The 23,980-nt window shown below is 60.0% G+C and carries 22 protein-coding genes, 1 tRNA gene and 1 pseudogene; 16 read left to right on the top strand and 8 right to left on the bottom strand.

Features of this window, described 5'->3' with window-relative positions:
* Positions 1–16 precede the first annotated feature (16 nt).
* On the bottom strand, positions 17–1,315 hold the full coding sequence (locus MMW58_RS03260; RefSeq protein WP_241722746.1) for a CYTH domain-containing protein: 1,299 nt from the start codon (positions 1,313–1,315) through the stop codon (positions 17–19).
* A 214-nt stretch (positions 1,316–1,529) separates the two neighbouring features.
* Between MMW58_RS03260 and MMW58_RS03255 the strand changes: the two genes are divergently transcribed.
* The gene (locus tag MMW58_RS03255) at positions 1,530–2,150 is read left to right on the top strand and encodes a TIGR04211 family SH3 domain-containing protein (protein ID WP_041147288.1); all 621 of its coding nucleotides are present in this window, start codon (positions 1,530–1,532) and stop codon (positions 2,148–2,150) included.
* A gap of 61 nt (positions 2,151–2,211) precedes the next feature.
* The gene (locus MMW58_RS03250; protein WP_133600900.1) at positions 2,212–3,453 is read left to right on the top strand and encodes a multifunctional CCA addition/repair protein; all 1,242 of its coding nucleotides are present in this window, start codon (positions 2,212–2,214) and stop codon (positions 3,451–3,453) included.
* Positions 3,454–3,464: 11 nt separating this feature from the next.
* Here the strand turns inward: MMW58_RS03250 and bacA are convergent, their stop codons facing one another.
* Complete coding sequence (gene bacA, locus MMW58_RS03245; RefSeq protein WP_241722745.1) at positions 3,465–4,286, bottom strand: undecaprenyl-diphosphate phosphatase; 822 nt, start codon at positions 4,284–4,286, stop codon at positions 3,465–3,467.
* 224 nt (positions 4,287–4,510) lie between these two features.
* Positions 4,511–4,879 (bottom strand): bifunctional dihydroneopterin aldolase/7,8-dihydroneopterin epimerase, encoded by a 369-nt coding sequence (gene folB / locus MMW58_RS03240; RefSeq protein ID WP_095099587.1) that lies wholly within the window; start codon positions 4,877–4,879, stop codon positions 4,511–4,513.
* Positions 4,880–5,109: 230 nt separating this feature from the next.
* Between folB and plsY the strand changes: the two genes are divergently transcribed.
* Both plsY and MMW58_RS03230 read left to right on the top strand, forming a co-directional pair.
* Complete coding sequence (gene plsY, locus MMW58_RS03235; RefSeq protein WP_041147754.1) at positions 5,110–5,730, top strand: glycerol-3-phosphate 1-O-acyltransferase PlsY; 621 nt, start codon at positions 5,110–5,112, stop codon at positions 5,728–5,730.
* A 210-nt stretch (positions 5,731–5,940) separates the two neighbouring features.
* Entirely contained in the window at positions 5,941–7,410 is a 1,470-nt protein-coding gene (locus MMW58_RS03230; RefSeq protein WP_133600899.1) for an MFS transporter, read from the top strand.
* A 151-nt stretch (positions 7,411–7,561) separates the two neighbouring features.
* Here MMW58_RS03230 and MMW58_RS03225 read toward each other — a convergent pair.
* Positions 7,562–7,645, bottom strand: a pseudogene (locus MMW58_RS03225) (short-chain dehydrogenase); the annotation flags it as partial.
* On the opposite strand from MMW58_RS03225, the gene MMW58_RS03220 reads away from it, so the two are divergent.
* The 8 genes from MMW58_RS03220 to MMW58_RS03185 all read left to right on the top strand — a co-directional run bounded on the left by MMW58_RS03220 (position 7,635) and on the right by MMW58_RS03185 (position 14,361).
* Positions 7,635–8,459, top strand: a complete 825-nt coding sequence (locus MMW58_RS03220) for an urease accessory protein UreD (protein WP_241722744.1) — start codon at positions 7,635–7,637, stop codon at positions 8,457–8,459. The pseudogene MMW58_RS03225 and the gene MMW58_RS03220 overlap by 11 nt on opposite strands.
* A gap of 9 nt (positions 8,460–8,468) precedes the next feature.
* A complete protein-coding gene (locus MMW58_RS03215) occupies positions 8,469–8,771 on the top strand; it encodes an urease subunit gamma (protein WP_041147294.1) in 303 nt (100 codons plus the stop codon).
* 9 nt (positions 8,772–8,780) lie between these two features.
* Complete coding sequence (locus MMW58_RS03210) at positions 8,781–9,101, top strand: urease subunit beta (RefSeq protein WP_159237089.1); 321 nt, start codon at positions 8,781–8,783, stop codon at positions 9,099–9,101.
* On the top strand, positions 9,094–10,797 hold the full coding sequence (gene ureC / locus MMW58_RS03205; RefSeq protein ID WP_159237088.1) for an urease subunit alpha: 1,704 nt from the start codon (positions 9,094–9,096) through the stop codon (positions 10,795–10,797). The genes MMW58_RS03210 and ureC overlap by 8 nt, the downstream gene beginning before the upstream one ends.
* Positions 10,798–10,806: 9 nt before the next feature.
* On the top strand, positions 10,807–11,301 hold the full coding sequence (gene ureE, locus MMW58_RS03200; RefSeq protein ID WP_241722743.1) for an urease accessory protein UreE: 495 nt from the start codon (positions 10,807–10,809) through the stop codon (positions 11,299–11,301).
* Entirely contained in the window at positions 11,302–11,976 is a 675-nt protein-coding gene (locus tag MMW58_RS03195; RefSeq protein ID WP_241722742.1) for an urease accessory protein UreF, read from the top strand.
* A gap of 8 nt (positions 11,977–11,984) precedes the next feature.
* Positions 11,985–12,602, top strand: coding sequence for an urease accessory protein UreG (gene ureG / locus MMW58_RS03190; protein ID WP_041147299.1), 618 nt, complete (start codon positions 11,985–11,987; stop codon positions 12,600–12,602).
* A 151-nt stretch (positions 12,603–12,753) separates the two neighbouring features.
* The gene (locus MMW58_RS03185) at positions 12,754–14,361 is read left to right on the top strand and encodes a purine-cytosine permease family protein (RefSeq protein ID WP_133600894.1); all 1,608 of its coding nucleotides are present in this window, start codon (positions 12,754–12,756) and stop codon (positions 14,359–14,361) included.
* Positions 14,362–14,403: 42 nt separating this feature from the next.
* Here MMW58_RS03185 and tsaD read toward each other — a convergent pair whose 3' ends face one another.
* Complete coding sequence (gene tsaD / locus MMW58_RS03180) at positions 14,404–15,417, bottom strand: tRNA (adenosine(37)-N6)-threonylcarbamoyltransferase complex transferase subunit TsaD (RefSeq protein WP_041147301.1); 1,014 nt, start codon at positions 15,415–15,417, stop codon at positions 14,404–14,406.
* 349 nt (positions 15,418–15,766) lie between these two features.
* On the opposite strand from tsaD, the gene rpsU reads away from it, so the two are divergent.
* From rpsU to rpoD, 3 genes are all read left to right on the top strand, one after another.
* A complete protein-coding gene (gene rpsU, locus MMW58_RS03175) occupies positions 15,767–15,982 on the top strand; it encodes a 30S ribosomal protein S21 (RefSeq protein ID WP_001144069.1) in 216 nt (71 codons plus the stop codon).
* Positions 15,983–16,210: 228 nt separating this feature from the next.
* Positions 16,211–17,956 carry a DNA primase gene (gene dnaG, locus MMW58_RS03170; protein WP_041147302.1) on the top strand — a complete coding sequence of 582 codons (1,746 nt, stop codon included), beginning with the start codon at positions 16,211–16,213 and terminating at the stop codon, positions 17,954–17,956.
* A gap of 150 nt (positions 17,957–18,106) precedes the next feature.
* Entirely contained in the window at positions 18,107–19,951 is a 1,845-nt protein-coding gene (rpoD, locus tag MMW58_RS03165) for an RNA polymerase sigma factor RpoD (protein WP_041147303.1), read from the top strand.
* Between the two features lie 74 nt (positions 19,952–20,025).
* Here the strand turns inward: rpoD and mug are convergent, their stop codons facing one another.
* Positions 20,026–20,532 carry a G/U mismatch-specific DNA glycosylase gene (mug, locus tag MMW58_RS03160; protein ID WP_041147304.1) on the bottom strand — a complete coding sequence of 169 codons (507 nt, stop codon included), beginning with the start codon at positions 20,530–20,532 and terminating at the stop codon, positions 20,026–20,028.
* A 124-nt stretch (positions 20,533–20,656) separates the two neighbouring features.
* Between mug and MMW58_RS03155 the strand changes: the two genes are divergently transcribed.
* A tRNA-Ile gene (locus tag MMW58_RS03155) sits at positions 20,657–20,732 on the top strand.
* Positions 20,733–20,831: 99 nt separating this feature from the next.
* On the opposite strand, the gene MMW58_RS03150 is transcribed toward MMW58_RS03155, so the two are convergent.
* Together MMW58_RS03150 and MMW58_RS03145 are read right to left on the bottom strand one after the other, a co-directional pair.
* Positions 20,832–22,163, bottom strand: a complete 1,332-nt coding sequence (locus MMW58_RS03150) for an HlyD family type I secretion periplasmic adaptor subunit (RefSeq protein WP_241722741.1) — start codon at positions 22,161–22,163, stop codon at positions 20,832–20,834.
* Entirely contained in the window at positions 22,160–23,959 is a 1,800-nt protein-coding gene (locus tag MMW58_RS03145) for a type I secretion system permease/ATPase (RefSeq protein WP_241722740.1), read from the bottom strand. The genes MMW58_RS03150 and MMW58_RS03145 overlap by 4 nt, the downstream gene beginning before the upstream one ends.
* Between the last annotated feature and the right edge of the window lie 21 nt (positions 23,960–23,980).

Below are 23,980 nucleotides of genomic sequence, written 5' to 3'. Positions count from 1 at the left end.
TCTCCCTGGCCTGAAATTATCGTTTTCCACTATGCAGCCAGAACGGTTCCGCGGCCAGCGCCTGGCGACGGAAATATTCAATGACGCTGCTGTCCCGGTGCTCAACGGCCCGGCGAAGCTCTTTCCAGTTTTCCAGCCACGGCGATGCGGCGTCGGCGTAAGCGCCGGCTAATAGCTGAACAGTGTCGATCTCGCGCGCCAGCCGCGGAAGCTGACCTTCATACTCGTCGCCCAGCGACTGCAGGAAGGCATTTTTTAATTCTGCCGCCGCACGCGAAAGCTGAATATCGGCAAAGCGTTTAAAAGATCCGGCAATTTTCTTCTGCCCATTTTCGTTGAGGAACTCACGCCAGCCGCGGTTTACCAGCCATTCCGTCAGCGTCAGCCTGGCGCTGACTGCGGCGATGCTGAACAGCGCCGCCTGCGCATTTTCGGCCTCAGACAGCGCCGCTTCCGCTGCGCTCAGCTGCTCGCGCAGCGCCGCGCTGGCTTTACGCGGCACGATACCGCCAAACAGCGCCAGCGTATGGCGCAGGCGGGCAATCGCGCGCAGAATTTCGCCTTTTGCCGCCGGGTTGCCGCGGCTCAAGACTTCATCATGATAGAGCCAGTGGGCCAGGGCATTTTCCAGCGCCGCCTCCATTCCCTGCTCGACGCTGGCCTTCGCGACTGTCGGCAGGATATCCAGCGCGATCGGCGGCCGTTCGCCGTTGCCCTGGGCCAGATGGTAGCCTCGCGCCGCCTTGCTCAGGCTTCCCTGACGCAGCGCGCCGGTATCCAGCAGACGACGGGCGAGGGTCAGGACATCTGCGGTATTGCCGGACAGCAGCTCCAGCTCCAGTTCACAAATCGCTTCCTGATGCTCACCGGCCTTTACCTCGCCGCGATCGAGGGCGATCTCAATCTGGCTATCGCCTTCGCTGACGACCCATTTTTCACGTTCAAAATCAGTGCTGAAGAGCGGCTGTACGCTGTTCTCCAGCTCGGCAGGCAGTTCGCCCTGCGGCCAGACTTCCGCCGGCAGCAGGCTCATGGCCAGCTCCGGTTTCTCCAGCGGGATGTTGTACTCCGGGCGCTGATGCAGCCCACCCACCACTCGTCCGGCAATTTTCAGGGTCATTTCGTAGCGACCGCGATCGCCGCGAATACGCAGACCCATATCGTGACGGCGCAGCCAGTTATCCGCCGTTTCATAGTAAATATTGAGCAGCTTTCCTGCGGGCGTATGCTGCGCATTGAGCGTATTAAGGTGCTGACGCAGCGTTTCCACACCGCTGTCGGAGACGATAAATTTTAATTCGATTTCTTGCGCCATAACTGAATTCTTCCGCTTCTGTGCTCTGCAGGGAAAATACGGCGAACTAACGCCGATATTTCTTGTCAGTAGATAATATTTTGCGGCGAATCGCCATGCAATGCGCAATTTGCCGGGCCACCTCCTGGATGTTTCCGATTGTGGCGGAAAACTTTGCGTCGCTATGGTGATGCCACTACTATCGTTCAACTTTTTATGACCAAACGATGACCTGATGCCTAAATTACGCCTGATTACGATAACTTTGCTGGCGCTTAGCGCCGCTACGGCGGTTCATGCAGAAGAAAAACGCTATGTTTCTGATGAACTGAACACCTGGGTCCGCACCGGTCCTGGCGATAATTATCGCCTCCAGGGAACCATTAATGCCGGGGAGCAGGTCTCTCTGCTGCAAACCAACGACAGCACCAACTATGCCCAGATCCGCGACGGCAACGGCCGCACCGCCTGGATCCCGCTGAAAGAGCTGAGCAACGAGCCCAGCCTGCGCACCCGCGTACCGGATCTCGAAAATCAGGTTAAGACCCTGACCGACAAGCTAAATAACATCGACACCACCTGGAACCAGCGCACGGCGGACATGCAGAAAAAGGTCGCCGGGAGCGATAACGCCATTAACGCCCTGAAAGATGAGAACCAGAAGCTGAAAAATGAGCTGGTCGTCGCGCAGAAAAAGGTCAATGCCGCCAATCTGCAGCTTGATGATAAGCAGCGCACCATCATCATGCAGTGGTTTATGTACGGCGGCGGCGTGCTGGGCGTCGGCCTGCTGCTTGGTCTGGTGCTGCCGCACCTGATCCCGAGCCGCAAGCGTAAAGACCGGTGGATGAACTAATTCGTCTTCTCTGCCAGACTTACGTATCATCCAGCGCAAAGTGGATGCGGGAGAAGCAGGCGTGAAGATTTATTTGGTCGGCGGTGCCGTCCGGGATGCATTACTCGGACTACCGGTCAAAGACAGAGATTGGGTGGTGGTGGGCGCCGCGCCCTCAGAGCTGCTTGACGCGGGCTACCAGCAGGTAGGCCGCGATTTTCCCGTGTTCCTGCACCCGCAAAGCCGGGAAGAGTACGCCCTGGCGCGAACCGAGCGTAAGTCAGGCGCCGGCTACACCGGCTTCACCTGCTACGCCGCGCCCGACGTCACCCTCGAACAGGATTTGCTCCGCCGCGACCTGACGGTTAACGCCCTCGCCCAGGACTCAGACGGCCAGATTATCGACCCCTACGGCGGCCAGTCCGATCTGCGCCAGCGCCTGCTGCGCCACGTTTCACCGGCCTTTAGCGAAGATCCGCTGCGCGTTCTGCGCGTCGCGCGCTTTGCCGCCCGCTACGCCCATCTCGGCTTTCGCATTGCGGACGACACCATGGCGCTGATGCGCGCGATGGCCGACGCCGGCGAGCTGGCGCACCTGACCCCGGAGCGGGTATGGAAAGAGACCGAGGGCGCGCTGGGCACCCGCAATCCGCAGGTCTTTTTCCAGACCCTGCGCGACTGCCGCGCGCTCGGCGTGCTGTTCCCGGAAATCGAGGCGCTGTACGGCGTACCCGCGCCGGCCAAATGGCATCCGGAAATCGACACCGGCCTGCATACCCTCATGACCCTGAGCATGGCGGCGATGCTGTCGCCGGAAATCGACGTGCGTTTCGCCACCCTGTGCCACGATTTGGGCAAAGGGCTGACGCCGAAAGCGCTCTGGCCCCGTCATCACGGCCACGGGCCGGCCGGCGTCAAGCTGGTCGAGCAGCTTTGCGCCCGCCTGCGCGTCCCGAATGAGATCCGCGACCTGGCGAAGCTGGTCGCCGAGTTCCACGATCTGATTCATACCCTGCCGATTCTGCAGCCCAAAACCCTGGTCAAGCTGTTCGACAGCATCGACGCCTGGCGCAAGCCGCAGCGGGTGGAGAAAATTGCCCTCACCAGCGAAGCCGACGTCCGCGGCCGAACCGGCTTCGAGGCCTGCGACTATCCCCAGGGGCGCCTGCTGCTTGAAGCGTGGCATGTCGCCCGGTCGGTATCGACGAAAGAGGTGGTCGCACAAGGGTTTAAAGGGCCGGAGATTCGCGAGGAGCTGACGCGTCGGCGTATTGCGGCCATCGCGCAGTGGAAGGAAGAACGCTGCCCTCAGCCAAAAGACTGAGGGCCAGGGTCTTAGAAGAAGACCACGTAAACAACTGCCGCCACGATAAAGCGGTAGATTGCGAACGGGATAAACGAAATACGTTTAATCAGCTGCAGGAAGGTTTTAATCGCAATCAGCGCCACGATAAACGCCATAATAAAGCCGACGGCAAACATCGGAATATCGCTGGCGTTCAGGAAGCCGATGCTTTTATAAACGTCCAGCACGGTGGCGCCCATCATCATCGGCACTGCCAGCAGGAACGAGAACTCAGAGGCCGCATAGCGGCTCACGCCCATCAGCATACCGCCGGAAATGGTCGCGCCGGAGCGAGAAAAGCCCGGCCACAGCGCCAGGCACTGGAAGCAGCCAATCACGAACGCCTGACGATAGGTCATATCGTCAACGCCTACCGCGCGCGGCTCCTTCGGCTTCAGCACCTCAGCGGCAATCAGCAGCACGCCGCCGACAATCAGCGCGTACATCACGTTGACCGGGTTAAATAGCGACTTAATGGTGTCGTGGAATATCAGGCCCAGCACCACCGCCGGAATCATCCCTAACAGAATATGGATAAGCGATAAGCGACCGCTGCCCTGCCCTTCATGCGCAGGTGGTTTACCGAAATGGATACCGATCAGGCCAAACAAACGACGCCAGAACATCACGACAACGGCAAGAATAGAACCTAACTGAATGACCACCTCAAATGTATTTGCAGTATCACCTTCAAACCCCAGCAGATGGCCAACAATAATCATATGACCAGTACTGGAAACAGGTAAAAACTCTGTCAAACCCTCAACCACACCCAATATTGCCGCCACCAGCAGCGAGTGTATATCGCTCATCCAATAAACCCTTTAAAAGTAAAATGAAAAAACCAGGCACTACGAGCCATGCCATCAGGCGTCATTGGGGCAGCCAGCTAGGCCTCGGACGGCGCGTCAATTCCGGAGCGTACACGGAGTACGCGAGGAATTCGAGCCCCGTTCGAGGAGAAGATGGCAAATAAAATAACCTGATGACCGGCACTAAGACCTGTATAAGCCCAAATTGTTTAATCAATATGACCTTAAAAGTTTTGTTTCAGATTAAGGCCACGCTCAATGATGACGCCGACGTTGGCCGCGCGGGCAACCGCTCCCGGCTTGCTGACTTTAATTCGCACCCACGGCGAGGAAAATTTTGCCAGCAGCAGATCGGCAATCTCTTCAGCGACGCGCTCCACCAGCGCAAAGCGGCCCCCTTCAACGTGGTTGATAACCAGTTCGCTAATATCGGCATAGCTAAGGCAATCGCTCACATCATCGCTGGACGCCGCTTTGCGGTTATCCCACGCCATTTCGATATCGAACACCAGCTTCTGTTCAATGGTTTGTTCCCAGTCATAAACACCAATAGTGGTGATTACCGAAAGTTGCTCTATAAATACAATATCCATCACGACCTGCCTGCTTTTTGGCTAAACCGGATACCACTTCCGGCGAATTATGCGTATTATCCACAGATGCAAAGACATCCCCTAAATAATTTGCGTTGCAGGAAGGCGGCGGCGCAGCGAGCTTCCGGGAGCATAGCATCACGATGTATCCGGGCGCGCGAGGAGAGCCAACGCACCGGCCGCGCCAAGGATGACGGGGATAAAACGACACTTTCAAAATGGAACAGCTGATGAGTGCAATCGCGCCTGGACTCGTTATCCTTGCCTACCTCTGCGGCTCAATTTCCAGCGCCATTCTGGTTTGCCGCCTCGCCGGCCTGCCCGACCCTCGCGATAGCGGCTCGGGCAACCCCGGGGCGACCAACGTCCTGCGGATTGGCGGCAAGGGAGCGGCCGTAACGGTGCTTATCTTCGACGTGCTCAAAGGCATGCTGCCGGTCTGGGGCGCATGGGCACTCGGACTGACCCCTTTCTGGCTGGGCCTGGTGGCGATCGCCGCCTGCATTGGTCATATCTGGCCGGTGTTCTTCAATTTTCGCGGCGGCAAGGGCGTTGCGACCGCCTTCGGCGCCATTGCGCCCATCGGCTGGGATTTAACCGGCGTCATGGCCGGAACCTGGCTACTGACCATTCTGCTCAGCGGCTACTCTTCGCTCGGCGCCATCGTCAGCGCGCTTATTGCGCCGTTCTACGTCTGGTGGTTCAAGCCGCAGTACACCTTTCCGGTATCGATGCTCTCCTGCCTGATCCTCCTGCGCCATCATGACAATATCCAGCGCCTGTGGCGCCGTCAGGAAACCAAAATCTGGGCCCGGCTGAAGAAGAACAGGAAAAAACCGCAGCAGAAATAACCGCCGCGCCCGGCGCCGCCGGGCACGATTTTCCCCGACAATATCTTTTGATTCCCCGTCCTGACAGCCAATCATTCCACCGCGCTGTCGCTTCAAAGATAAACCTTTCGCAACAATCACTTAGTTATGTCTTATAACCAAAAATGATTTATTTGCCCGCCCGGCGATGTTTACTCTGAATCTCCTGATAAGACACAACAGAACAATAATATGACAGACGTAATCAATTCGGCGCCGATTGCAGCGGCAGGGGCGCCCGACGGGGAAGTTAAATGGATACGCGGCGCGGCGGACGTTTCGCGCCTGATTAACGAGGGCAGCAGCGGGCGCAACAACGCGCGCATCGTCATGGGCATCGCGCTGGGCGGCATTTTTCTCGATGCCTACGATCTCGGCTCCCTGGCCTTTGGCCTGAAGGACATTACCCGTGAATTCAACCTGACGCCCGCCGGCACCGGCATGGTGGCCTCAGCCATCACCTTCGGCGCCATCGTCGGCGCGCTGCTGGGCGGCTATCTGACGGATAAAATCGGCCGCTACCGCGTCTTTATGGCGGATATGCTGTTCTTCGTGGTTGCCGCAATCGCCTGCGCGCTGGCGCCCAACGAATACGTCCTCACCGGCGCCCGATTTGTCATGGGGCTCGGGGTGGGTATTGACCTGCCGGTGGCGATGGCCTTCCTGAGCGAATTTTCTAAACTCAAAGGGCCAGGCAACAAAGCCGCCAGCGTGGCCATGTGGTGCCCGACCTGGTACGCCGCCATCAGCGTTTCGTACCTACTGGTGCTGTTTTTCTACGCCGCGCTGCCGGAAAGCCACAGCGACTGGCTGTGGCGGCTGATCCTCGGCTTCGGCGCAATCCCCGCGCTGGTGATTATCGCCATTCGCAGCCGCTATATGAGCGAGTCGCCGGTTTGGGCCGCCAATCAGGGCAACCTGCGTGAAGCGGCCTCGATTCTGCGCCAGGCGTACAATATCAACGCCCACGTGGCGCAGGACGCGCTGGATAAACCGGCTCCGGTGGTGAAAAAAGCGCAGTGGAGCAACTATTTACGCCTGTTCCAGGGGGTTTACCTGCGGCGTACGACCCTGGCGACGCTGCTCTCGGTGGTCTCGTCATTCGCCTATAACGCCGTCGCCTTCGGCCTGCCGGTGATTATCTCCAGCTTCTTCGTGCAGTCGATGCTAACCACAATCCTGATCTCGCTGGCGCTGAACCTGCTCTTCGCCTTCGTCGGCGGGCTGCTGGCGGTACGCCTGGTGCCGCGCCTTGGGGCATGGAAAATGTCGCTGGCGGGATACGGCTGCCAGCTGGCGGCGCTGCTGGGGCTGGCGCTGATTGGCCGCCCGGAAGGGGCCGCCGAAGGGATCGCCGCGGTCGCCATGCTGGCGCTGTTCCTCTTCGGCCAGGGCTTTGGCCCCGGCGCGCATACCATGACCTTTGCCTCGCTGAGCTACCCAACGTCGCTGCGCGGCGTTGGCGTCGGCCTCAACCAAACCCTGATGCGCAGCAGCTCAACGCTGTCGCTGTTCCTCTTCCCGCTGCTGGTCGCGGCGCTGGATACGCGCGTCTTTTGGGTTATCGCCGCGGCGCCGCTCATTGGCCTGCTGTCGCTGCTGGCCATCCGCTGGGAACCGTCGGGCTACGATATCGACGCCGAGGATTATCAGGATAAATAGCGTTACCCCCGGGCGCTCGCGCTGAGCGCCTTTTACCCACCGCCCCTCAACCGTTCAACATGTAGCTATCCCGCCTGCGGGGGAAGGTCCAGGGATGGAGCCTATCCGCAGCCGGCGGCGGTTTACGGGGATAATAAGCATAAGCTTTTCATATGATCGGGATGCTTTGCGGCCGATCAATACTCATCGCTGCTGTTTTTTCTTGAGTTTGCAGGGGCGCAACATTGCACAGCACCGTGTTACCACAGACAAAAAAAGGCTGGCAGGCTACGCTGGATCTCCGCTTTCAATCTATCGGCGATAAAACGGTCCTGACCTCTTCCCGTCACGTTGGCCCGTTAACCGTCCAGCGCCCTTTTTATCCCGAAGAAGAAACCTGCCACCTCTATTTATTGCATCCGCCGGGCGGCATCGTTGGCGGCGATGAGCTGACGATTACCGCCGCCCTCGACGGCGGCAGCCACGCGCTGATGACCATGCCCGGTGCCAGCAAGTTTTACCGCAGCAGCGGCGCGCAGGCGCATCTGCACCAGCGCTTCACCGTCGCGCCGCAGGCTATTCTTGAATGGCTGCCGCAGGACGCCATTTTTTTCCCCGGCGCGCGGGCTAATCTGCAGACCACCTTTCATCTTTGCGCCACCAGCACCCTTTTAGCCTGGGATCTGCTGTGCCTCGGCCGCCCGGTGATGGGCGAAACCTTTAGCCACGGCACCCTCGCGAACCGCCTGGAGGTATGGGTTGATGAGACGCCGCTGCTGGTAGAACGTCTGTGCCTCGCCGACGGCCAGCTGGCCTGCATCGCCCAGCGGCCGTGGATAGGAACGCTGCTGTTCTATCCGGCCAACGAGACCCTGCTCGACGGCGTACGCGAACGGCTCGCCGGGCTTGCCAGCTACGCCGGCGCCAGCCTGACCGACGGCCTGCTGACGGTCCGATTTTTAAGTGATGATAATTTGCTGTGCCAGCGGGCAATGCGCGATATCTGGCAGTTTATGCGCCCGCATCTGACCGGGAAACCCCCGGTTCCTCCCCGAATCTGGCTGACCTAAGAGAACGCTATGGAACTGACCCCCAGAGAGAAAGATAAGCTGCTGCTGTTTACCGCCGCGCTGGTGGCGGAGCGCCGCCTGGCCCGTGGGCTGAAGCTGAACTACCCGGAAGCGGTGGCGTTAATTAGCGCCTTTATTATGGAGGGCGCCCGCGACGGCAATAGCGTGGCGGCGCTGATGGAAGAGGGCCGCCACGTCCTGAGCCGCAGCCAGGTGATGGAGGGCGTGCCCGAAATGATCCCCGATATCCAGGTCGAAGCCACCTTCCCGGACGGCTCGAAGCTGGTCACCGTCCACAATCCGATAATCTGAGGTTTCGCGATGATCCCAGGTGAGTACCAAGTGAAGCCCGGCCAGATAGCCCTTAACGTTGGCCGCATGACCCGCAGCATAATCGTTGAAAACCACGGTGACCGGCCGATCCAGGTGGGATCGCACTATCACTTCGCCGAAGTGAATCCGGCGCTGAAGTTCGACCGCGAGCAGGCGACGGGCTATCGCCTGAATATCGCCGCCGGTACCGCGGTCCGTTTTGAACCCGGGCAAAAGCGTGAAGTGGAGCTGGTTGCTCTTGCCGGCTCCCGCGCGGTGTACGGCTTTCGTGGGGCGGTGATGGGAAAACTGGAGGCAACCGATGAGTAATATTTCACGCCAGGCCTATGCCGATATGTTTGGCCCCACCACCGGCGATAAGGTCCGCCTCGCGGACACCGAGCTGTGGATCGAGGTTGAGGACGATCTCACTACCTACGGCGAAGAGGTGAAGTTCGGCGGCGGAAAGGTGATTCGCGACGGCATGGGCCAGGGGCAAATGCTCTCAGCGGAGTGCGTCGATCTGGTGCTGACCAACGCGCTGATCGTCGATCACTGGGGGATCGTGAAGGCGGATATCGGCGTCAAAGAGGGGCGCATCTTCGCCGTTGGCAAAGCGGGCAACCCGGATATCCAGCCTGACGTCACCATCCCTATCGGCGCGGCGACGGAAATCATTGCCGCCGAAGGTAAGATAGTCACCGCCGGCGGCGTCGATACGCACATCCACTGGATCTGCCCGCAGCAGGCGGAAGAGGCGCTGGTCTCCGGCGTCACCACCATGGTCGGCGGCGGCACCGGACCGGCGGCGGGCACCCACGCCACCACCTGCACCCCCGGGCCTTGGTATATCTCGCGAATGCTGCAGGCCGCGGATAGCCTGCCGGTCAACATCGGCCTGCTGGGTAAAGGCAACGGCTCCAACCCTGACGCGCTGCGCGAGCAGGTGGCGGCAGGGGTGATTGGCCTAAAAATCCACGAGGACTGGGGCGCGACGCCCGCGGCTATCAACTGCGCGCTGACCGTCGCCGATGAGATGGACGTTCAGGTCGCGCTGCATAGCGATACCCTCAACGAGTCCGGCTTTGTCGAAGATACCCTGGCGGCGATTGGCGGTCGTACCATCCACACCTTCCATACCGAAGGCGCCGGCGGCGGCCACGCGCCGGATATTATTACCGCCTGCGCGCACCCCAATATTCTGCCCTCTTCGACTAACCCGACGCTGCCCTACACCGTCAATACCATCGATGAACACCTCGATATGCTGATGGTTTGCCATCACCTCGACCCGGACATCGCGGAGGACGTGGCGTTTGCCGAATCGCGCATTCGCCGGGAAACCATCGCCGCCGAGGACGTCCTGCACGATATCGGCGCCTTCTCGCTGACCTCTTCCGATTCGCAGGCCATGGGCCGCGTCGGCGAGGTGGTGCTGCGCACCTGGCAGGTCGCCCACCGCATGAAGGTTCAGCGCGGCCCGCTGGCGGAAGAGCGCGGCGACAACGATAACTTTCGCGTTAAGCGCTATATCGCGAAATACACCATTAACCCGGCGCTGACCCACGGTATCGCCCACGAGGTCGGCTCGATTGAGGCCGGCAAGATGGCGGACCTGGTGCTGTGGTCTCCGGCGTTCTTCGGCGTGAAGCCGGCGTGCGTGGTGAAGGGCGGGATGATTGCCATCGCGCCGATGGGCGATATTAACGCTTCGATTCCCACCCCGCAGCCGGTGCACTATCGGCCGATGTTCGGGGCGCTGGGCAGCGCCCGCCATCGCTGTCGGCTGACCTTCCTGTCGCAGGCGGCGGTAGAGAGCGGCGTGGCGCAGCGCCTCAATCTGCACAGCGCCACGGCCACGGTGAAGGGCTGCCGAACGCTGCAGAAGGCCGACATGATCCATAACGGCCTGCAGCCCAATATTACCGTTGATGCGCAAACCTACGAGGTGCGCATTGACGGGGAGTTAATCACCAGCGAACCGGCAGAAGTGCTGCCGATGGCGCAACGTTACTTTCTGTTTTAAGGAGTCCGGATGCTGTATCTGACCCAACGCGTGGAGACGCCGGCGCAGGCAACGGCCAGCGTCACGCTGCCGATTGATGTGCGGGTAAAAAGCCGAATCAAAGTCACCCTTAACGACGGGCGCGAAGCGGGCCTGCTGCTGCCGCGCGGTCTGCTGCTACGGGGCGGTGACGTCCTGAGTAATGAAGAGGGCAGCGAGTTTGTCGCGGTCATTGCCGCCGATGAGGGCGTCTCCGTCGTGCGCTGCGAAGACCCGTTTACGCTGGCGAAAGCCTGCTATCACCTCGGTAACCGCCACGTTCCGCTGCAGATTATGCCCGGCGAGCTGCGCTACCACCACGACCACGTGCTGGACGATATGCTGCGCCAGTTCGGTCTGCTGGTGAGCTTCGCCCACCTACCGTTCGAACCGGAAGCCGGCGCCTACGCCAGCGAGAGCCACGGGCATGGACACGGGCATCATCATGGCCATAGCCACGATGACCATCATGAGCACAGCCACTGAATGCCGTCGCCGGAAAAACGCCTGCGGCTAATGCAGCTGGCCAGCAGCAACCTGCCGGTCGGCGGCTATAGCTGGTCGCAGGGGCTGGAGTGGGCGGTAGAAGCGGGCTGGGTGGCCGATACTCCGGCCTTCGAGCGCTGGCAGCTGCAGCAGATGGAGCAGAGTTTTTTTACCGTCGACCTGCCGCTGTTCGCCCGCCTCTATCGCGCCTGCGAAGATAGCAACCTGCCTGAGGCGCAGCGCTGGGCGGCGTACCTGCTCGCCTGCAGGGAAACCCGCGAGCTGCGCGAAGAGGAGCGTAATCGCGGGGCGGCGTTCACCCGACTGCTTGCCGACTGGCAGCCGGAGTGTCCCAAAGAGTGGCGGACGCTGTGCCAGCAAAGCCAGCTGGCCGGCATGGCCTGGCTTGGCGTACGCTGGCAAATTAGCCTCCCCGACCTGGCGCTGAGCCTCGGCTACAGCTGGATTGAGGGCGCGGTGATGGCCGGCGTTAAGCTGGTGCCCTTTGGGCAACAGGCGGCGCAGCAGCTGATCATCCGCCTGTGCGATCGCTATGCGGCGGATATGGCCAGCGCGCTTGCCGCCCCGGACGAGGCGATCGGCTCCTCCACGCCGCTGACCGCCATCGCCTCCGCCCGACATGAAACGCAGTATTCCCGATTATTCCGTTCTTAGGAGAAAGCATGAACAACTACAAACATCCGCTGCGCGTGGGCGTCGGCGGCCCGGTCGGTTCCGGGAAAACCGCGCTGCTGGAAGCGCTGTGTAAAGCCATGCGCAACACGTATCAGCTGGCCGTCGTCACCAACGATATCTACACCAAAGAAGATCAGCGCATCCTCACCGAAGCCGGCGCGCTGGAGCCGGAACGGATCGTCGGCGTCGAAACCGGCGGCTGTCCGCATACCGCCATCCGCGAAGACGCGTCCATGAACCTGGCGGCGGTGGAAGCGCTGAGCGAAAAATTCGGTAACCTCGAACTTATCTTCGTCGAAAGCGGCGGCGATAACCTCAGCGCGACCTTTAGCCCCGAGCTGGCCGATCTGACCATCTACGTTATCGACGTGGCGGAAGGGGAGAAAATCCCGCGCAAAGGCGGCCCGGGGATCACCAAATCGGACTTCCTGGTGATCAACAAAACCGACCTTGCACCGTATGTGGGCGCCTCGCTGGAAGTGATGGAGCGCGACACCATGCGGATGCGCGGCGAGCGTCCGTGGGCCTTTACTAACCTGAAAAGCGGCGACGGCCTGCAGAGCATCATTGACTTCCTCGAAGACAAAGGCATGCTGCGCCGCTAGGCCGTGCACCATCCGGACGCGCCCGCGCCCGGATGGTGCATTCGACGCCCTCTTTTTATCCTCCCCTCCCTCACGGCCCCTGCGGCGCCTGCTCTACGAAGTGGCATAAGGTTTGCTAATTACAGTCATACCTGACCATTAAGGAATGACTATGTCGTCACTGGATATAAAAACTGAGCTACCTGCGCAAACCGGCACAGCCGGCTCCCGTGAAACATTAGAAGATTACACCCTGCGCTACGCTCCGCTGAGCTTTCGCCGCTGGGGGCCAGGCGTCGTCGCCGTCACCGCGCTGGGCGGCATTGCCTATCTGGCCGACTTTTCTATCGGCGCCAGCATCGGCATGGCGTGGGGCACCACCAACGCCATTTACTCAATTCTGCTGGCCGCGCTGGTGATTTTCCTGACCGGCATTCCGCTGGCGATCACCGCCGCCCGCTATAACATCGACCTCGATTTAATCACCCGCAGCGCCGGGTTCGGCTATTTTGGTTCGGTCATTACCAGCATCATTTTTGCCGGATTTACCTTTATCTTCTTCGCCCTTGAGGGCTCGATTATGGCGCAGGGGCTGCTGGTCGGCCTCGGGATCCCGCTGTGGATGGGCTACCTCATCGCCACCCTGATGGTGCTGCCGCTGGTCGTTTACGGCATGAAGGCTCTGACCCGTCTGCAGGTCTGGACCACGCCGCTGTGGCTGGTGCTGATGGTCGTGCCGGTGGCCTGGCTTATCGCCAAAGACCCGGAGCTGGTGGATGGCTTTATGAACTTTGCCGGCAAGAACGACGCCTCGCGCGTGGATTTAACCGCCATTATGCTGGGCGCCGGGGTCTGCCTGTCGCTGATCATGCAGATCGGCGAGCAGATTGACTATCTGCGCTTTATGCCGCCGAAAACGGCGGAGAATAGCAAAAGCTGGTGGCTGGCGGTCTTTTCCGCCGGTCCGGGCTGGGTGGTGCTGGGGGCGATTAAACAGATTATTGGCGCCTTCCTCGGCTTCTACCTGCTGACCCGCTTCCCGGCGGTACATAACACCGAGCCGGTTCAGCAGTTCGTCAGCGTCTTTGATAACATGGTGCCCGGCTGGCTGGCGCTGACCCTGGCCGTGGTGCTGGTGGTTATCTCGCAGATTAAAATTAACGTCACCAACGCCTACTCCGGCTCGCTGGCCTGGACCAGCGCCTGGACGCGCACCACCCGCAGCTATCCGGGGCGGATCGTCTTTGTTGTCGTCAACCTCGCCATTGCGCTGGCGCTGATGGAAGGCGATATGTTCAGCGCGCTGTCGTGGATCCTCGGCTTTTACTCCAACTTCGCCATTGCCTGGGTTGTGGTGGTCGCCACCGATATTACCGTCAATAAAGGCCTGCTGAAGCTGGCGCCGGCCCAGCCGGAGTATCGTCGGGGGATGATCCATAACGTTAACCCGGTGGGGGTGGTTTCCTTTGCTCTCGCCGCCGGGCTCTCTATCTGCGCGTTCTTCGGCCTGCTCGGCGCCACCCTGGCCCCGTTCTCGCCGCTGATTGCGCTGGTTATAGCGCTGGTGATGACGCCGCTGATGGGCATCCTGACCCGCGGGCGCTACTACATCAAACGGTACGATGACGGCATTGCCGAACCGCGCTACGACGCGCAGGGGAACGCCTCCACCACCGTGTATCGCTGCGTGACCTGCCGGGAAGAGTACGAGCGTCCGGACGTGATGCACTCGGCAAAACATCAGGGGGCGATTTGCTCGCTGTGTAAGAGTATGGAATAGCGCAAAAAGTCAGGCCGACGCGAGGTCGGCCTGTGAGCAGGATCAGGCCGCCGGCAGCTCGGCGAGCGGCCAGCGCGGGCGCACGGTGACGCCGAGGTCGGGCTTCGCGCCGGTCCGCAGGCGCACCATTCCGGCATAGGCGATCATCGCGCCGTTGTCGGTACAGAATTCGGGGCGGGCGTAGAACACTTCCCCGCCGCGCTTTTGCATCATCTCGGCCAGCTTCGCGCGCAGCGTGCGGTTGGCGCTCACGCCGCCCGCCATCACCAGGCGCTTAAAGCCGGTCTGATCCAGCGCCCGACGGCACTTAATCATCAGCGTATCCACCACCGCATCTTCAAACGCCCGCGCAATATCCGCCCGGGTCTGGTCGTCATTCTCATTATTGCGGATGGTGTTGGCGGCAAAGGTCTTCAGGCCGGAGAAGCTAAAATCCAGCCCCGGGCGATCGGTCATCGGCCGCGGGAAGACAAAACGGCCTTCGCTCCCCTGGGCGGCCATTTTAGAGAGCATCGGGCCGCCGGGATAATCGAGCCCCAGCAGCTTCGCGGTCTTATCGAACGCTTCCCCTGCCGCATCGTCTATCGATTCACCCAGCAGCTCATACTGGCCAATGCCGGTCACGCTAATCAGCTGGGTATGGCCACCGGAAACCAGCAGCGCTACAAAAGGATAGTCCGGCGGATTATCTTCCAGCATCGGCGCCAGCAGATGCCCTTCCATATGGTGTACCGGGATCGCCGGGACGTTCCAGGCGAACGCCAGCGAACGGCCCACCGTAGCGCCAACCAGCAGCGCGCCGACCAGCCCAGGTCCGGCGGTGTAGGCAACCGCATCGATATCTTTCGCCGTCAGTCCGGCCTCTTTCAGCGCCGCCTGGATCAGCGGCACCGTTTTACGCACGTGATCGCGCGAAGCCAGCTCAGGCACCACGCCGCCGTAGTCAGCGTGAAGTTTCACCTGACTATACAATTGGTTGGCCAGCAGGCCTTGCTTATCGTCGTAAATGGCGATGCCGGTTTCATCGCAGGATGTTTCAATACCCAGTACACGCATGTCTTGTTTTACCTCGCTCTAATACCGCGCAGTTTAGGACCAATGCGGGTTGATGTATACCCTAAGAATTGCAGGCAGCAGCGCGACGAGGGCCGGGGCCCGCAAGGGATACGCGGCCAGGGCCGGCGGTAAAAGCCTGGCGCGGGACGGACTCCGGGGCAGCGGACATAAAACTTTGTTCGCCCCAGGAAGAACCCTCGTGTATACTCCTCACCCTTATAAAAGTCCTTTCAAAAAGGGCGCAGGTGCTTTACAAAGCAGCAGTAGTTGCAGTAAAATTCCGCACCATTTTGAAATAAGCTGGCGCTGATGCCAGCAGCAAACCGAATTAATCAAAGGTGAGAGGCACATGCCGGTAATTAAAGTACGTGAAAACGAGCCGTTCGACGTAGCTCTGCGTCGCTTCAAGCGTTCCTGTGAAAAAGCAGGTGTTCTGGCGGAAGTTCGTCGTCGTGAGTTCTATGAAAAACCGACTACCGAACGTAAGCGCGCTAAAGCTTCTGCAGTGAAACGTCACGCGAAGAAACTGGCTCGCGAAAACGCACGCCGCACTCGTCTGTACTAATCTGTTGAGGGCTACAGCCCTCAATTCAGGCTGAGTTGTAAGTTGTAAGGCCGTGCTTCCGGAAGGAATGCGCGGCTTATTTTCGTTTATGCATTAGCATATACACTCACCCCTTCAGGATGCACCAAAGCAGCATAAGAGCGAATCCCGGGAGCTGACTGACGTCGGCGGCAGGGGCGCATCGGCGCTGAAGCAGCTTGTTGGATAAGGTGTATAATTACGGGGCCTATGGCTGGACGAATCCCACGCGTATTTATCAATGACCTGCTGGCGCGAACCGACATCGTCGATCTTATCGACGCGCGGGTAAAGCTCAAAAAGCAGGGCAAGAACTACCACGCGTGCTGTCCATTTCATAACGAAAAAACCCCCTCTTTTACCGTCAACGGTGAAAAACAGTTTTACCACTGCTTCGGCTGCGGTGCGCACGGCAACGCCGTCGACTTCCTGATGAACTACGACAAGCTCGAGTTCGTGGAGACGGTCGAAGAGCTGGCCGCCATGCACAACCTTGAAGTACCGTACGAAGCGGGCAACGGACCCAGTCAGATTGAGCGCCATCAACGGCAAAGTCTCTATCAGCTGATGGATGGTCTGAATGCGTTTTATCAGCAGTCTTTGCAGCAACCCGCCGCCGACCCCGCGCGCCAGTATCTGGATAAGCGTGGTTTAAGCAGCGAGGTCATTGCGCGCTTTGCGATTGGCTACGCGCCACCCGGTTGGGACAACGTTTTAAAACGTTTTGGCGGCAATCAAGAAAACCGCCAGTCGCTTATCGACGCCGGCATGCTGGTGACTAACGATAAGGGACGCAGTTACGACCGCTTCCGCGAACGGGTGATGTTCCCGATCCGCGATAAGCGAGGCCGGGTAATTGGTTTTGGTGGTCGCGTGCTGGGTGATGCCCTGCCGAAATACCTTAACTCCCCGGAAACCGATATTTTCCATAAAGGTCGTCAGCTGTACGGCCTGTATGAAGCGCAGCAGAACAACGCCGAACCGCCGCGCCTGTTAGTTGTCGAAGGCTATATGGACGTCGTAGCGCTGGCGCAGTACGACATTAACTATGCCGTCGCGTCCCTTGGCACCTCGACGACAGCCGACCATATTCAGCTGCTGTTCCGGGCGACCAATCAGGTCATCTGCTGTTACGACGGCGACCGGGCGGGCCGCGAGGCAGCATGGCGAGCGCTGGAGACGGCGCTGCCGTATATGACCGACGGCCGCCAGCTGCGCTTTATGTTTCTACCCGACGGCGAAGACCCGGATACGCTGGTGCGTAAAGAGGGTAAGGCCGCGTTTGAAGCGCGGATGGAGCAGGCTCAGCCGCTCTCCACGTTTTTATTTAACAGCCTGCTGCCGCAGGTTGATTTGAGCACCCCGGACGGGCGCGCGCAGCTCAGCACGCTGGCGCTGCCGCTGATCACGCAGGTTCCGGGTGAGACGCTGCGCATCTATCTGCGCCAGGAGTTGGGTAACAAGCTGGGGATTTTAGATGACGCCCAGCTTGAACGTTTAATGCCAAAGCTGACAGAAAATGGCGCACCGCGCCCTGCTCCACAGCTAAAACGCACGACCATGCGTATACTGATAGGACTGCTGGTGCAAAATCCGGATCTGGCACCGCTGGTACCGCCTTTAGCGGGCCTGGATCAGCGTAGAATGCCGGGACTGGGCTTATTCAGCGAACTGGTTAACACCTGTCTGTCTCAGCCAGGTCTGACCACCGGACAACTTTTAGAGCAGTATCGCGGCACAAATGAGGCCGCCACCCTTGAAAAACTGTCGATGTGGGACGATATAGCAGATAAAGATATCGCAGAAAAAACCTTCACCGACTCGCTCAACCATATGTTTGATTCACTGCTTGAACTGCGACAGGAAGAGTTGATAGCTCGCGATCGCACGCACGGCTTAAGCAGTGAGGAACGCCGGGAGCTCTGGACTATCAGCCAGGAGCTGGCAAAAAAATGAATTGCACGGCTTAAGTGCCGAATATCGTTCGGGAAGCCCCCGACAGCCGCGCTGAGGCGCAGCGGCAATAATATAAGTACGCCCTCGCTTTAAATGCTGGCAGTTTGTCTGCCAACACCAATCAAACGAATTAAGTGTGGATACCGTCTTATGGAGCAAAACCCGCAGTCACAGCTGAAGCTTCTTGTCCAACGTGGTAAGGAGCAAGGCTATCTGACCTATGCCGAGGTCAATGACCATCTGCCGGAAGATATCGTCGACTCCGATCAGATCGAAGACATCATCCAAATGATCAATGATATGGGCATTCAGGTGATGGAAGAAGCACCGGATGCCGACGATCTGCTGCTGGCCGAAAACAGCAACAACACCGACGAAGATGCAGAAGAAGCTGCTGCACAGGTTCTGTCCAGTGTTGAATCAGAGATCGGACGCACGACCGACCCGGTGCGCATGTATATGCGCGAAATGGGTACCGTGGAACTGCTGACCCGCGAAGGCGAAATTGACATCGCTAAGCGCATCGAAGACGGGATCAACCAGGTCCAGTGCTCCGTTGCCGAATATCCGGAAGCCATTACCTACCTGCTGGAACAGTACGATCGCGTTGAAGCTGAAGAAGCGCGTCTGTCTGACCTGATCACCGGATTCGTCGATCCGAACGCCGAAGAAGACATGGCGCCAACCGCCACGCACGTCGGCTCCGAACTGTCTCAGGAAGAGATGGATGACGACGAAGAAGATGAAGAAGAAGAAGACGACGACAGCAGCGATGACGACAACAGCATCGACCCAGAGCTGGCGCGCGAGAAATTCGGTGAGCTGCGTACACAATACGAACTGACCCGCGATACCATCAAAGCAAAAGGCCGTAGCCACGCCGCAGCACAGGAAGAAATTCTCAAGCTGTCTGAAGTCTTTAAACAGTTCCGCCTGGTACCGAAACAGTTCGATTACCTGGTCGGCAGCATGCGTAGCATGATGGACAGAGTGCGTACTCAGGAACGCATCATCATGAAGCTGTGCGTCGAACAGTGCAAAATGCCGAAGAAAAACTTCATCACGCTGTTCACCGGCAATGAAACCAGCGAAACCTGGTTCAACGCGGCTGTCGCCATGAACAAACCGTGGTCTGAAAAGCTGCACGACGTCAAAGAAGACGTTCAGCGCGGCCTGATGAAGCTGCAGCAGATTGAAGAAGAAACCGGCCTGACCATCGAGCAGGTTAAGGATATCAACCGTCGTATGTCCATCGGTGAAGCGAAAGCCCGCCGTGCGAAGAAAGAGATGGTTGAAGCAAACTTGCGTCTGGTTATTTCTATCGCCAAGAAATACACCAACCGCGGCCTGCAGTTCCTCGATCTGATTCAGGAAGGTAACATCGGCCTGATGAAGGCGGTAGATAAGTTCGAGTACCGTCGCGGCTACAAGTTCTCCACCTATGCAACCTGGTGGATCCGTCAGGCGATCACCCGCTCCATCGCGGATCAGGCGCGCACCATCCGTATTCCGGTGCATATGATTGAGACCATCAACAAGCTCAACCGTATTTCTCGCCAGATGCTGCAGGAAATGGGCCGCGAGCCGACGCCGGAAGAGCTGGCCGAGCGCATGCTGATGCCGGAAGATAAAATTCGTAAGGTGCTGAAAATCGCCAAAGAGCCGATCTCCATGGAAACGCCGATCGGCGACGATGAAGATTCGCATCTGGGTGATTTCATCGAGGATACCACCCTCGAGCTGCCGCTGGATTCCGCCACCACGGAAAGCCTGCGCGCTGCCACCCACGACGTTCTGGCCGGCCTGACCGCTCGTGAAGCGAAGGTCCTGCGTATGCGTTTCGGTATCGACATGAATACCGACCACACGCTGGAAGAAGTGGGTAAACAGTTCGACGTTACCCGCGAACGTATTCGTCAGATCGAAGCGAAAGCGCTGCGCAAGCTGCGCCATCCGAGCCGCTCTGAGGTTCTGCGTAGCTTCCTCGACGATTAATCGTCAGGCAGTAAATGCAAAAAGCTCCCCGCGGGGAGCTTTTTTTTGCCCGGCGTTTACCCCCAGGCGCGAGGCTATAGCCCGCGCGTCGCCAGCGCATCGTCAAGCTCGCGATACGCCTCCACCAGCTTATCGAGCGTCGCCCGATTCAGCCCGCTGGGATTCGGCAGCACCCACAGCTCGGTCGCCCCGATGGTCGCCTGCTGCCTGCCCCACTTCACGCTGCGCGCCTGAAACGCCTTCTCAAAGGCCTGCTTGCCGAGAACCGCCAGCGCCCGCGGCTGATACTCCTCTATTTTCCGCACCAGCTCTCGCCCCCCGCTGCGCAGCTCCTGCAGCGCTACTTCGCTGGCCTGCACCGTCGGACGCTCCACCAGCATGGTGATCCCGCAGCGGGTGTCGAGCAGCTGGAGCTCCTCTTCCGGCTTCAGCAGCCGGTCGGTGAAGCCCGCCTGGTGAATCACCTTCCAGAAGCGGTTTCCCGCGTGCGCGAAGTGAAAGCCGGTATGGGCGGAGGATTTTCCCGGATTGATCCCGCAGAACACCACCCGCAGGTTCGGTGCCAGAATATCGTTAATCATCTTATCCCCTGCTCAATAGCTAAAAGGTAATTATAAAGGATTGAAAATGCGTTGTTTATAAAAACAGCAGCCGCGCGTTTTAGGCTGGATTGCATCTGCCAGTTACTTTATAATCCCTCGCCACGGCCCCTTAGCTCAGTGGTTAGAGCAGGCGACTCATAATCGCTTGGTCGCTGGTTCAAGTCCAGCAGGGGCCACCAGACAAGAAAAGGACTTAACCATGAAAATGGCTAAGTCCTTTTTATTTGCCCGCTCGCCTGCAACCCGTTCGGCCAGCGGCTGGTGCCGGCGGGCGCTCGTCAGGATTCGGTCAGCGCCAGGTGCAGGCGGTCGGTCAGCGGCTTCAGCAGATAGTTCATCAGCGAACGCTCGCCGGTGCGGATAAACCCTTCAACCGGCATTCCGGGTCGAATCGTTAATCCCTGCAGCTTGTCCATCCCCTCCTGCGTGACCTTAACGCGGAGCGCGTAGTAGGGCTTCCCGGTTTGTTCATCGACCAGGCGGTCGGCGCCGACCATCGTGACCTCCCCCGCCACGCGCGGCGTGGTGCTCTGATCGAAGGCCGAAAATAGCAGCTCCACCGGCAGGGCCTGATGCACCTTATCGATCAGCTCGACCGGCACGCGGGCTTCAACCTCCATCGGCGAATCCTCCGGCACGATCTCCATCAGCTGCTGCCCGGCCTGAATAACGCCGCCCTCGGTAAATACCGCCATGCCGACCACCGTTCCCGCCACCGGGGCCTTAATCTGCGTATCCTGCAGATCGGCCTGCGCTTTCTCCAGCTGGTTTTTCAGCGCGGCGATCTGCGCCTGGCCGTCCGCCAGCTGGGTATTGACCTCTTTAGCGTACTCATCCCGACGCTGCTGCGCCTGCAGCCGCAGCTCGATCGCCTGCCGCTGCAGCCGCCCGATGCTGCCGTGGGTTTGTGAAATCTCCCCCTCCACGCTGGCAAGCTCCCCCTCCATCGACAGCAGCTGATTGCGCGCCACGTAGCCCTTCGCGGCCAGCCCGCGTATGCCGGAGAGCTGCTCGTTGAGCAGGCGCTTTTGCTGCTGCTTGCTGCTCAGTAAAGACTGCATCCCGCTGAGCAGCGCCTGGGTACCGGCCACCCCTTCATCAATGGCCGCCAGCTCGCTGCGCAGGGCCGCGCGGCGGTTAACCAGGAGCTGACGCTGAATCGCCAGCTGTTCCACCACCTCCGGTTCCTCCCTGACCGCCGCCAGCTCGGGCAGCAGCACGATCTCGCTCTCCCCCGTTCGCTCCGCCGTCCAGCGCGCCATCTGCAGCTGCAGGCTGCGCAGCTGGCTTTGCAGCGCGTCGCGTCGGGTTTGCGTGGTCACGGTATTCATCACCACCAGCACCTGGCCTGCCTGCACCTTCTCGCCGTCGTGGACGCGCAGCTGCGCAATCACCCCGCCGCCGGGATGCTGTACCGCTTTACGATTTCCCGTCACCACCACGCTGCCGGAGACCGGCACGCCGCGATCGAGCGGCGCGAAGCTGGCCCAGCAGAGAAACCCGCCGAATCCGACGATCACCAGCCATAATCCCCAGCGTAAATAGGCGCGTTCGCTGAACGATCCCTCATACCAGGCCAGCTGCTCGGACTGCGTCAGCGCTCTCATCATTTCCCCTCAGCGCGTACCCGCGGCGACACCGCGGTATAGCCCACGTTAAAACCGCCGTGCCGGCCCGCGCCGATCGGCGTTACCGCGCCGGAGGTCGGCGCGCCGGCCATGCCCGGCAGCTTTTTCAGCACTTCGGCGCTCGGGCCTTCGTGCTGCATTCTGCCGCCGGAGAGCACCAGCAGGCGATCGGTAATCGCCAGAATCGCCGGTTTATGCGTCACCAGTACCACGCTTTTTCCTTTCTCTTTCAGAGTCAAAATGGCCTGCTGCAGCGCCGCCTCGCCCTCTTTATCGAGGTTGGCGTTCGGCTCATCCAGCACCACCAGGGCCGGTAGGCCGTAAAGCGCGCGGGCCAGCGCCACCCGCTGGCGCTGGCCGCCAGACAGGCCGCTGCCGCCTTCGCCCAACACCGTGTCATAGCCCTGCGGCAGACGTAAAATCAGCGCGTGGATGCCGGCCATCTGCGCGGCCAGCACCACGCTATCGGCATCCACCTCGCCAAAGCGGGCAATATTTTCCGCCAGCGTCCCGGCAAACAGCTGGATATCCTGCGGCAGATAGCCGATATGCGGACCCAGCGCCGTTTTATCCCACTGATGGATTTCAGCATCGTCCAGCCGCACGCTGCCGGATAGCGGTTTCTGCACGCCGACCAGCTGCTTCATCAGCTGCGTTTTACCCGAACCGGATGCGCCAATCACCCCCAGAACGGTGCCGGCAGCCAGCGAAAACTGCAGCTGCATCAATATCGGCTGACGGCCTCCCGGCGCCGTAATCGTCAGCTGCTCAACGCGTAAATGTCCCTGCGGCGCGGGCAGCGGTAAACGCTCGGGCTGCGGCGGATTCGCGGCCAGCAGCACCTGCAGCCGCTGCCAGGCTTCGCGGGCCGCCAGCCACTGCTTCCAGCTGCCGAGCAGCTGATCGATAGGCCCCAGCACGCGGCCAATCAGGATAGAGCCGGCAATCATCATGCCGGAGGTGATATCGCCGTTGACCGCCAGCAGCGCGCCGCAGCCGAGCATCAGCGACTGCAGGGCCAGGCGCAGCGTGCGCGTCAGGGAGGTGATCAGCGCCATTCTCTCGCTGCCGCGGCTTTGTAAATGTAAAAACTCGGCGTGCCGGCAGCGCCAGCGCTGACGCAGAGTTTGCAGCATCCCCATCGCTTCTATCGCTTCGGCCTGCCGCAGCTGGCCGTTGGCCCGCTGGCTGGCGTGGAGCGCTACCTTTCCCGCCCGCTCCAGCAGCGGCTGGCTTAAGCGCAGATTGAGCCAGGCCAGCGCCAGCAGCAGCGCCGCGCCGAGGGTCGCCAGAACGCCAAGCCACGGATGCAGCAGATAAACCACCAGCAGATAGAGGGGAAACCAGGGGGCGTCAAAAAAGGCGAACAGCGCGCTGCCGGTCGCGAACTGGCGTAAACTGGTGAGGTCGTTTAGCGCCTGGCCTGCCAGGACGTTGCCCGTTTTCAGATTGGTGCCGAACGCGGCGTCAAAAACCCGCGCGTTAAGACGCATATCCAGCTGCGCGCCGAGGCGGATGACCAGCCCGCTGCGCACCCACTCCATCAGGCCAAGAAACAGCAGCAGTCCGACGATCATTAAGGTCAGCATCGTCAGCGTCATAAGGTTGCCGGACGGCAGAACGCGATCGTAGACCTGCAGCATATACAGCGCCGGCGAGAGCATCAGGATATTGATCGCCGCGGTGAACAGCGCCACGCACCAGAAGCCGCGCCGGCAGGTCGCGAGCGCCGCCAGAATCTCCTGCCGTCCCGCCTGAGGCACCTGAGTTTCGCTCATTCTTTCTCCTGCCTGAACCGT

The organism is Klebsiella sp. HC6 (assembly GCF_022605325.1).
Lineage (GTDB): Bacteria > Pseudomonadota > Gammaproteobacteria > Enterobacterales > Enterobacteriaceae > Klebsiella > Klebsiella terrigena.
The sequence above is the reverse complement of the archived record's forward strand: the minus strand, read 5'-3'. Positions and strand labels throughout refer to the sequence as shown.

Coding starts and splice junctions, on each gene's coding strand:
- dnaG (WP_041147302.1), top strand. CDS start 16,211: ATGGCTGGACGAATCCCACGCGTATTTATCAATGACCTGCTGGCGCGA.
- MMW58_RS03230 (WP_133600899.1), top strand. CDS start 5,941: ATGACAGACGTAATCAATTCGGCGCCGATTGCAGCGGCAGGGGCGCCC.
- MMW58_RS03185 (WP_133600894.1), top strand. CDS start 12,754: ATGTCGTCACTGGATATAAAAACTGAGCTACCTGCGCAAACCGGCACA.
- rpsU (WP_001144069.1), top strand. CDS start 15,767: ATGCCGGTAATTAAAGTACGTGAAAACGAGCCGTTCGACGTAGCTCTG.
- bacA (WP_241722745.1), bottom strand. CDS start 4,286: ATGAGCGATATACACTCGCTGCTGGTGGCGGCAATATTGGGTGTGGTT.
- ureG (WP_041147299.1), top strand. CDS start 11,985: ATGAACAACTACAAACATCCGCTGCGCGTGGGCGTCGGCGGCCCGGTC.
- mug (WP_041147304.1), bottom strand. CDS start 20,532: ATGATTAACGATATTCTGGCACCGAACCTGCGGGTGGTGTTCTGCGGG.
- MMW58_RS03150 (WP_241722741.1), bottom strand. CDS start 22,163: ATGATGAGAGCGCTGACGCAGTCCGAGCAGCTGGCCTGGTATGAGGGA.
- tsaD (WP_041147301.1), bottom strand. CDS start 15,417: ATGCGTGTACTGGGTATTGAAACATCCTGCGATGAAACCGGCATCGCC.
- MMW58_RS03195 (WP_241722742.1), top strand. CDS start 11,302: ATGCCGTCGCCGGAAAAACGCCTGCGGCTAATGCAGCTGGCCAGCAGC.
- MMW58_RS03145 (WP_241722740.1), bottom strand. CDS start 23,959: ATGAGCGAAACTCAGGTGCCTCAGGCGGGACGGCAGGAGATTCTGGCG.
- ureE (WP_241722743.1), top strand. CDS start 10,807: ATGCTGTATCTGACCCAACGCGTGGAGACGCCGGCGCAGGCAACGGCC.
- MMW58_RS03210 (WP_159237089.1), top strand. CDS start 8,781: ATGATCCCAGGTGAGTACCAAGTGAAGCCCGGCCAGATAGCCCTTAAC.
- rpoD (WP_041147303.1), top strand. CDS start 18,107: ATGGAGCAAAACCCGCAGTCACAGCTGAAGCTTCTTGTCCAACGTGGT.
- MMW58_RS03255 (WP_041147288.1), top strand. CDS start 1,530: ATGCCTAAATTACGCCTGATTACGATAACTTTGCTGGCGCTTAGCGCC.
- ureC (WP_159237088.1), top strand. CDS start 9,094: ATGAGTAATATTTCACGCCAGGCCTATGCCGATATGTTTGGCCCCACC.
- MMW58_RS03215 (WP_041147294.1), top strand. CDS start 8,469: ATGGAACTGACCCCCAGAGAGAAAGATAAGCTGCTGCTGTTTACCGCC.
- folB (WP_095099587.1), bottom strand. CDS start 4,879: ATGGATATTGTATTTATAGAGCAACTTTCGGTAATCACCACTATTGGT.
- plsY (WP_041147754.1), top strand. CDS start 5,110: ATGAGTGCAATCGCGCCTGGACTCGTTATCCTTGCCTACCTCTGCGGC.
- MMW58_RS03260 (WP_241722746.1), bottom strand. CDS start 1,315: ATGGCGCAAGAAATCGAATTAAAATTTATCGTCTCCGACAGCGGTGTG.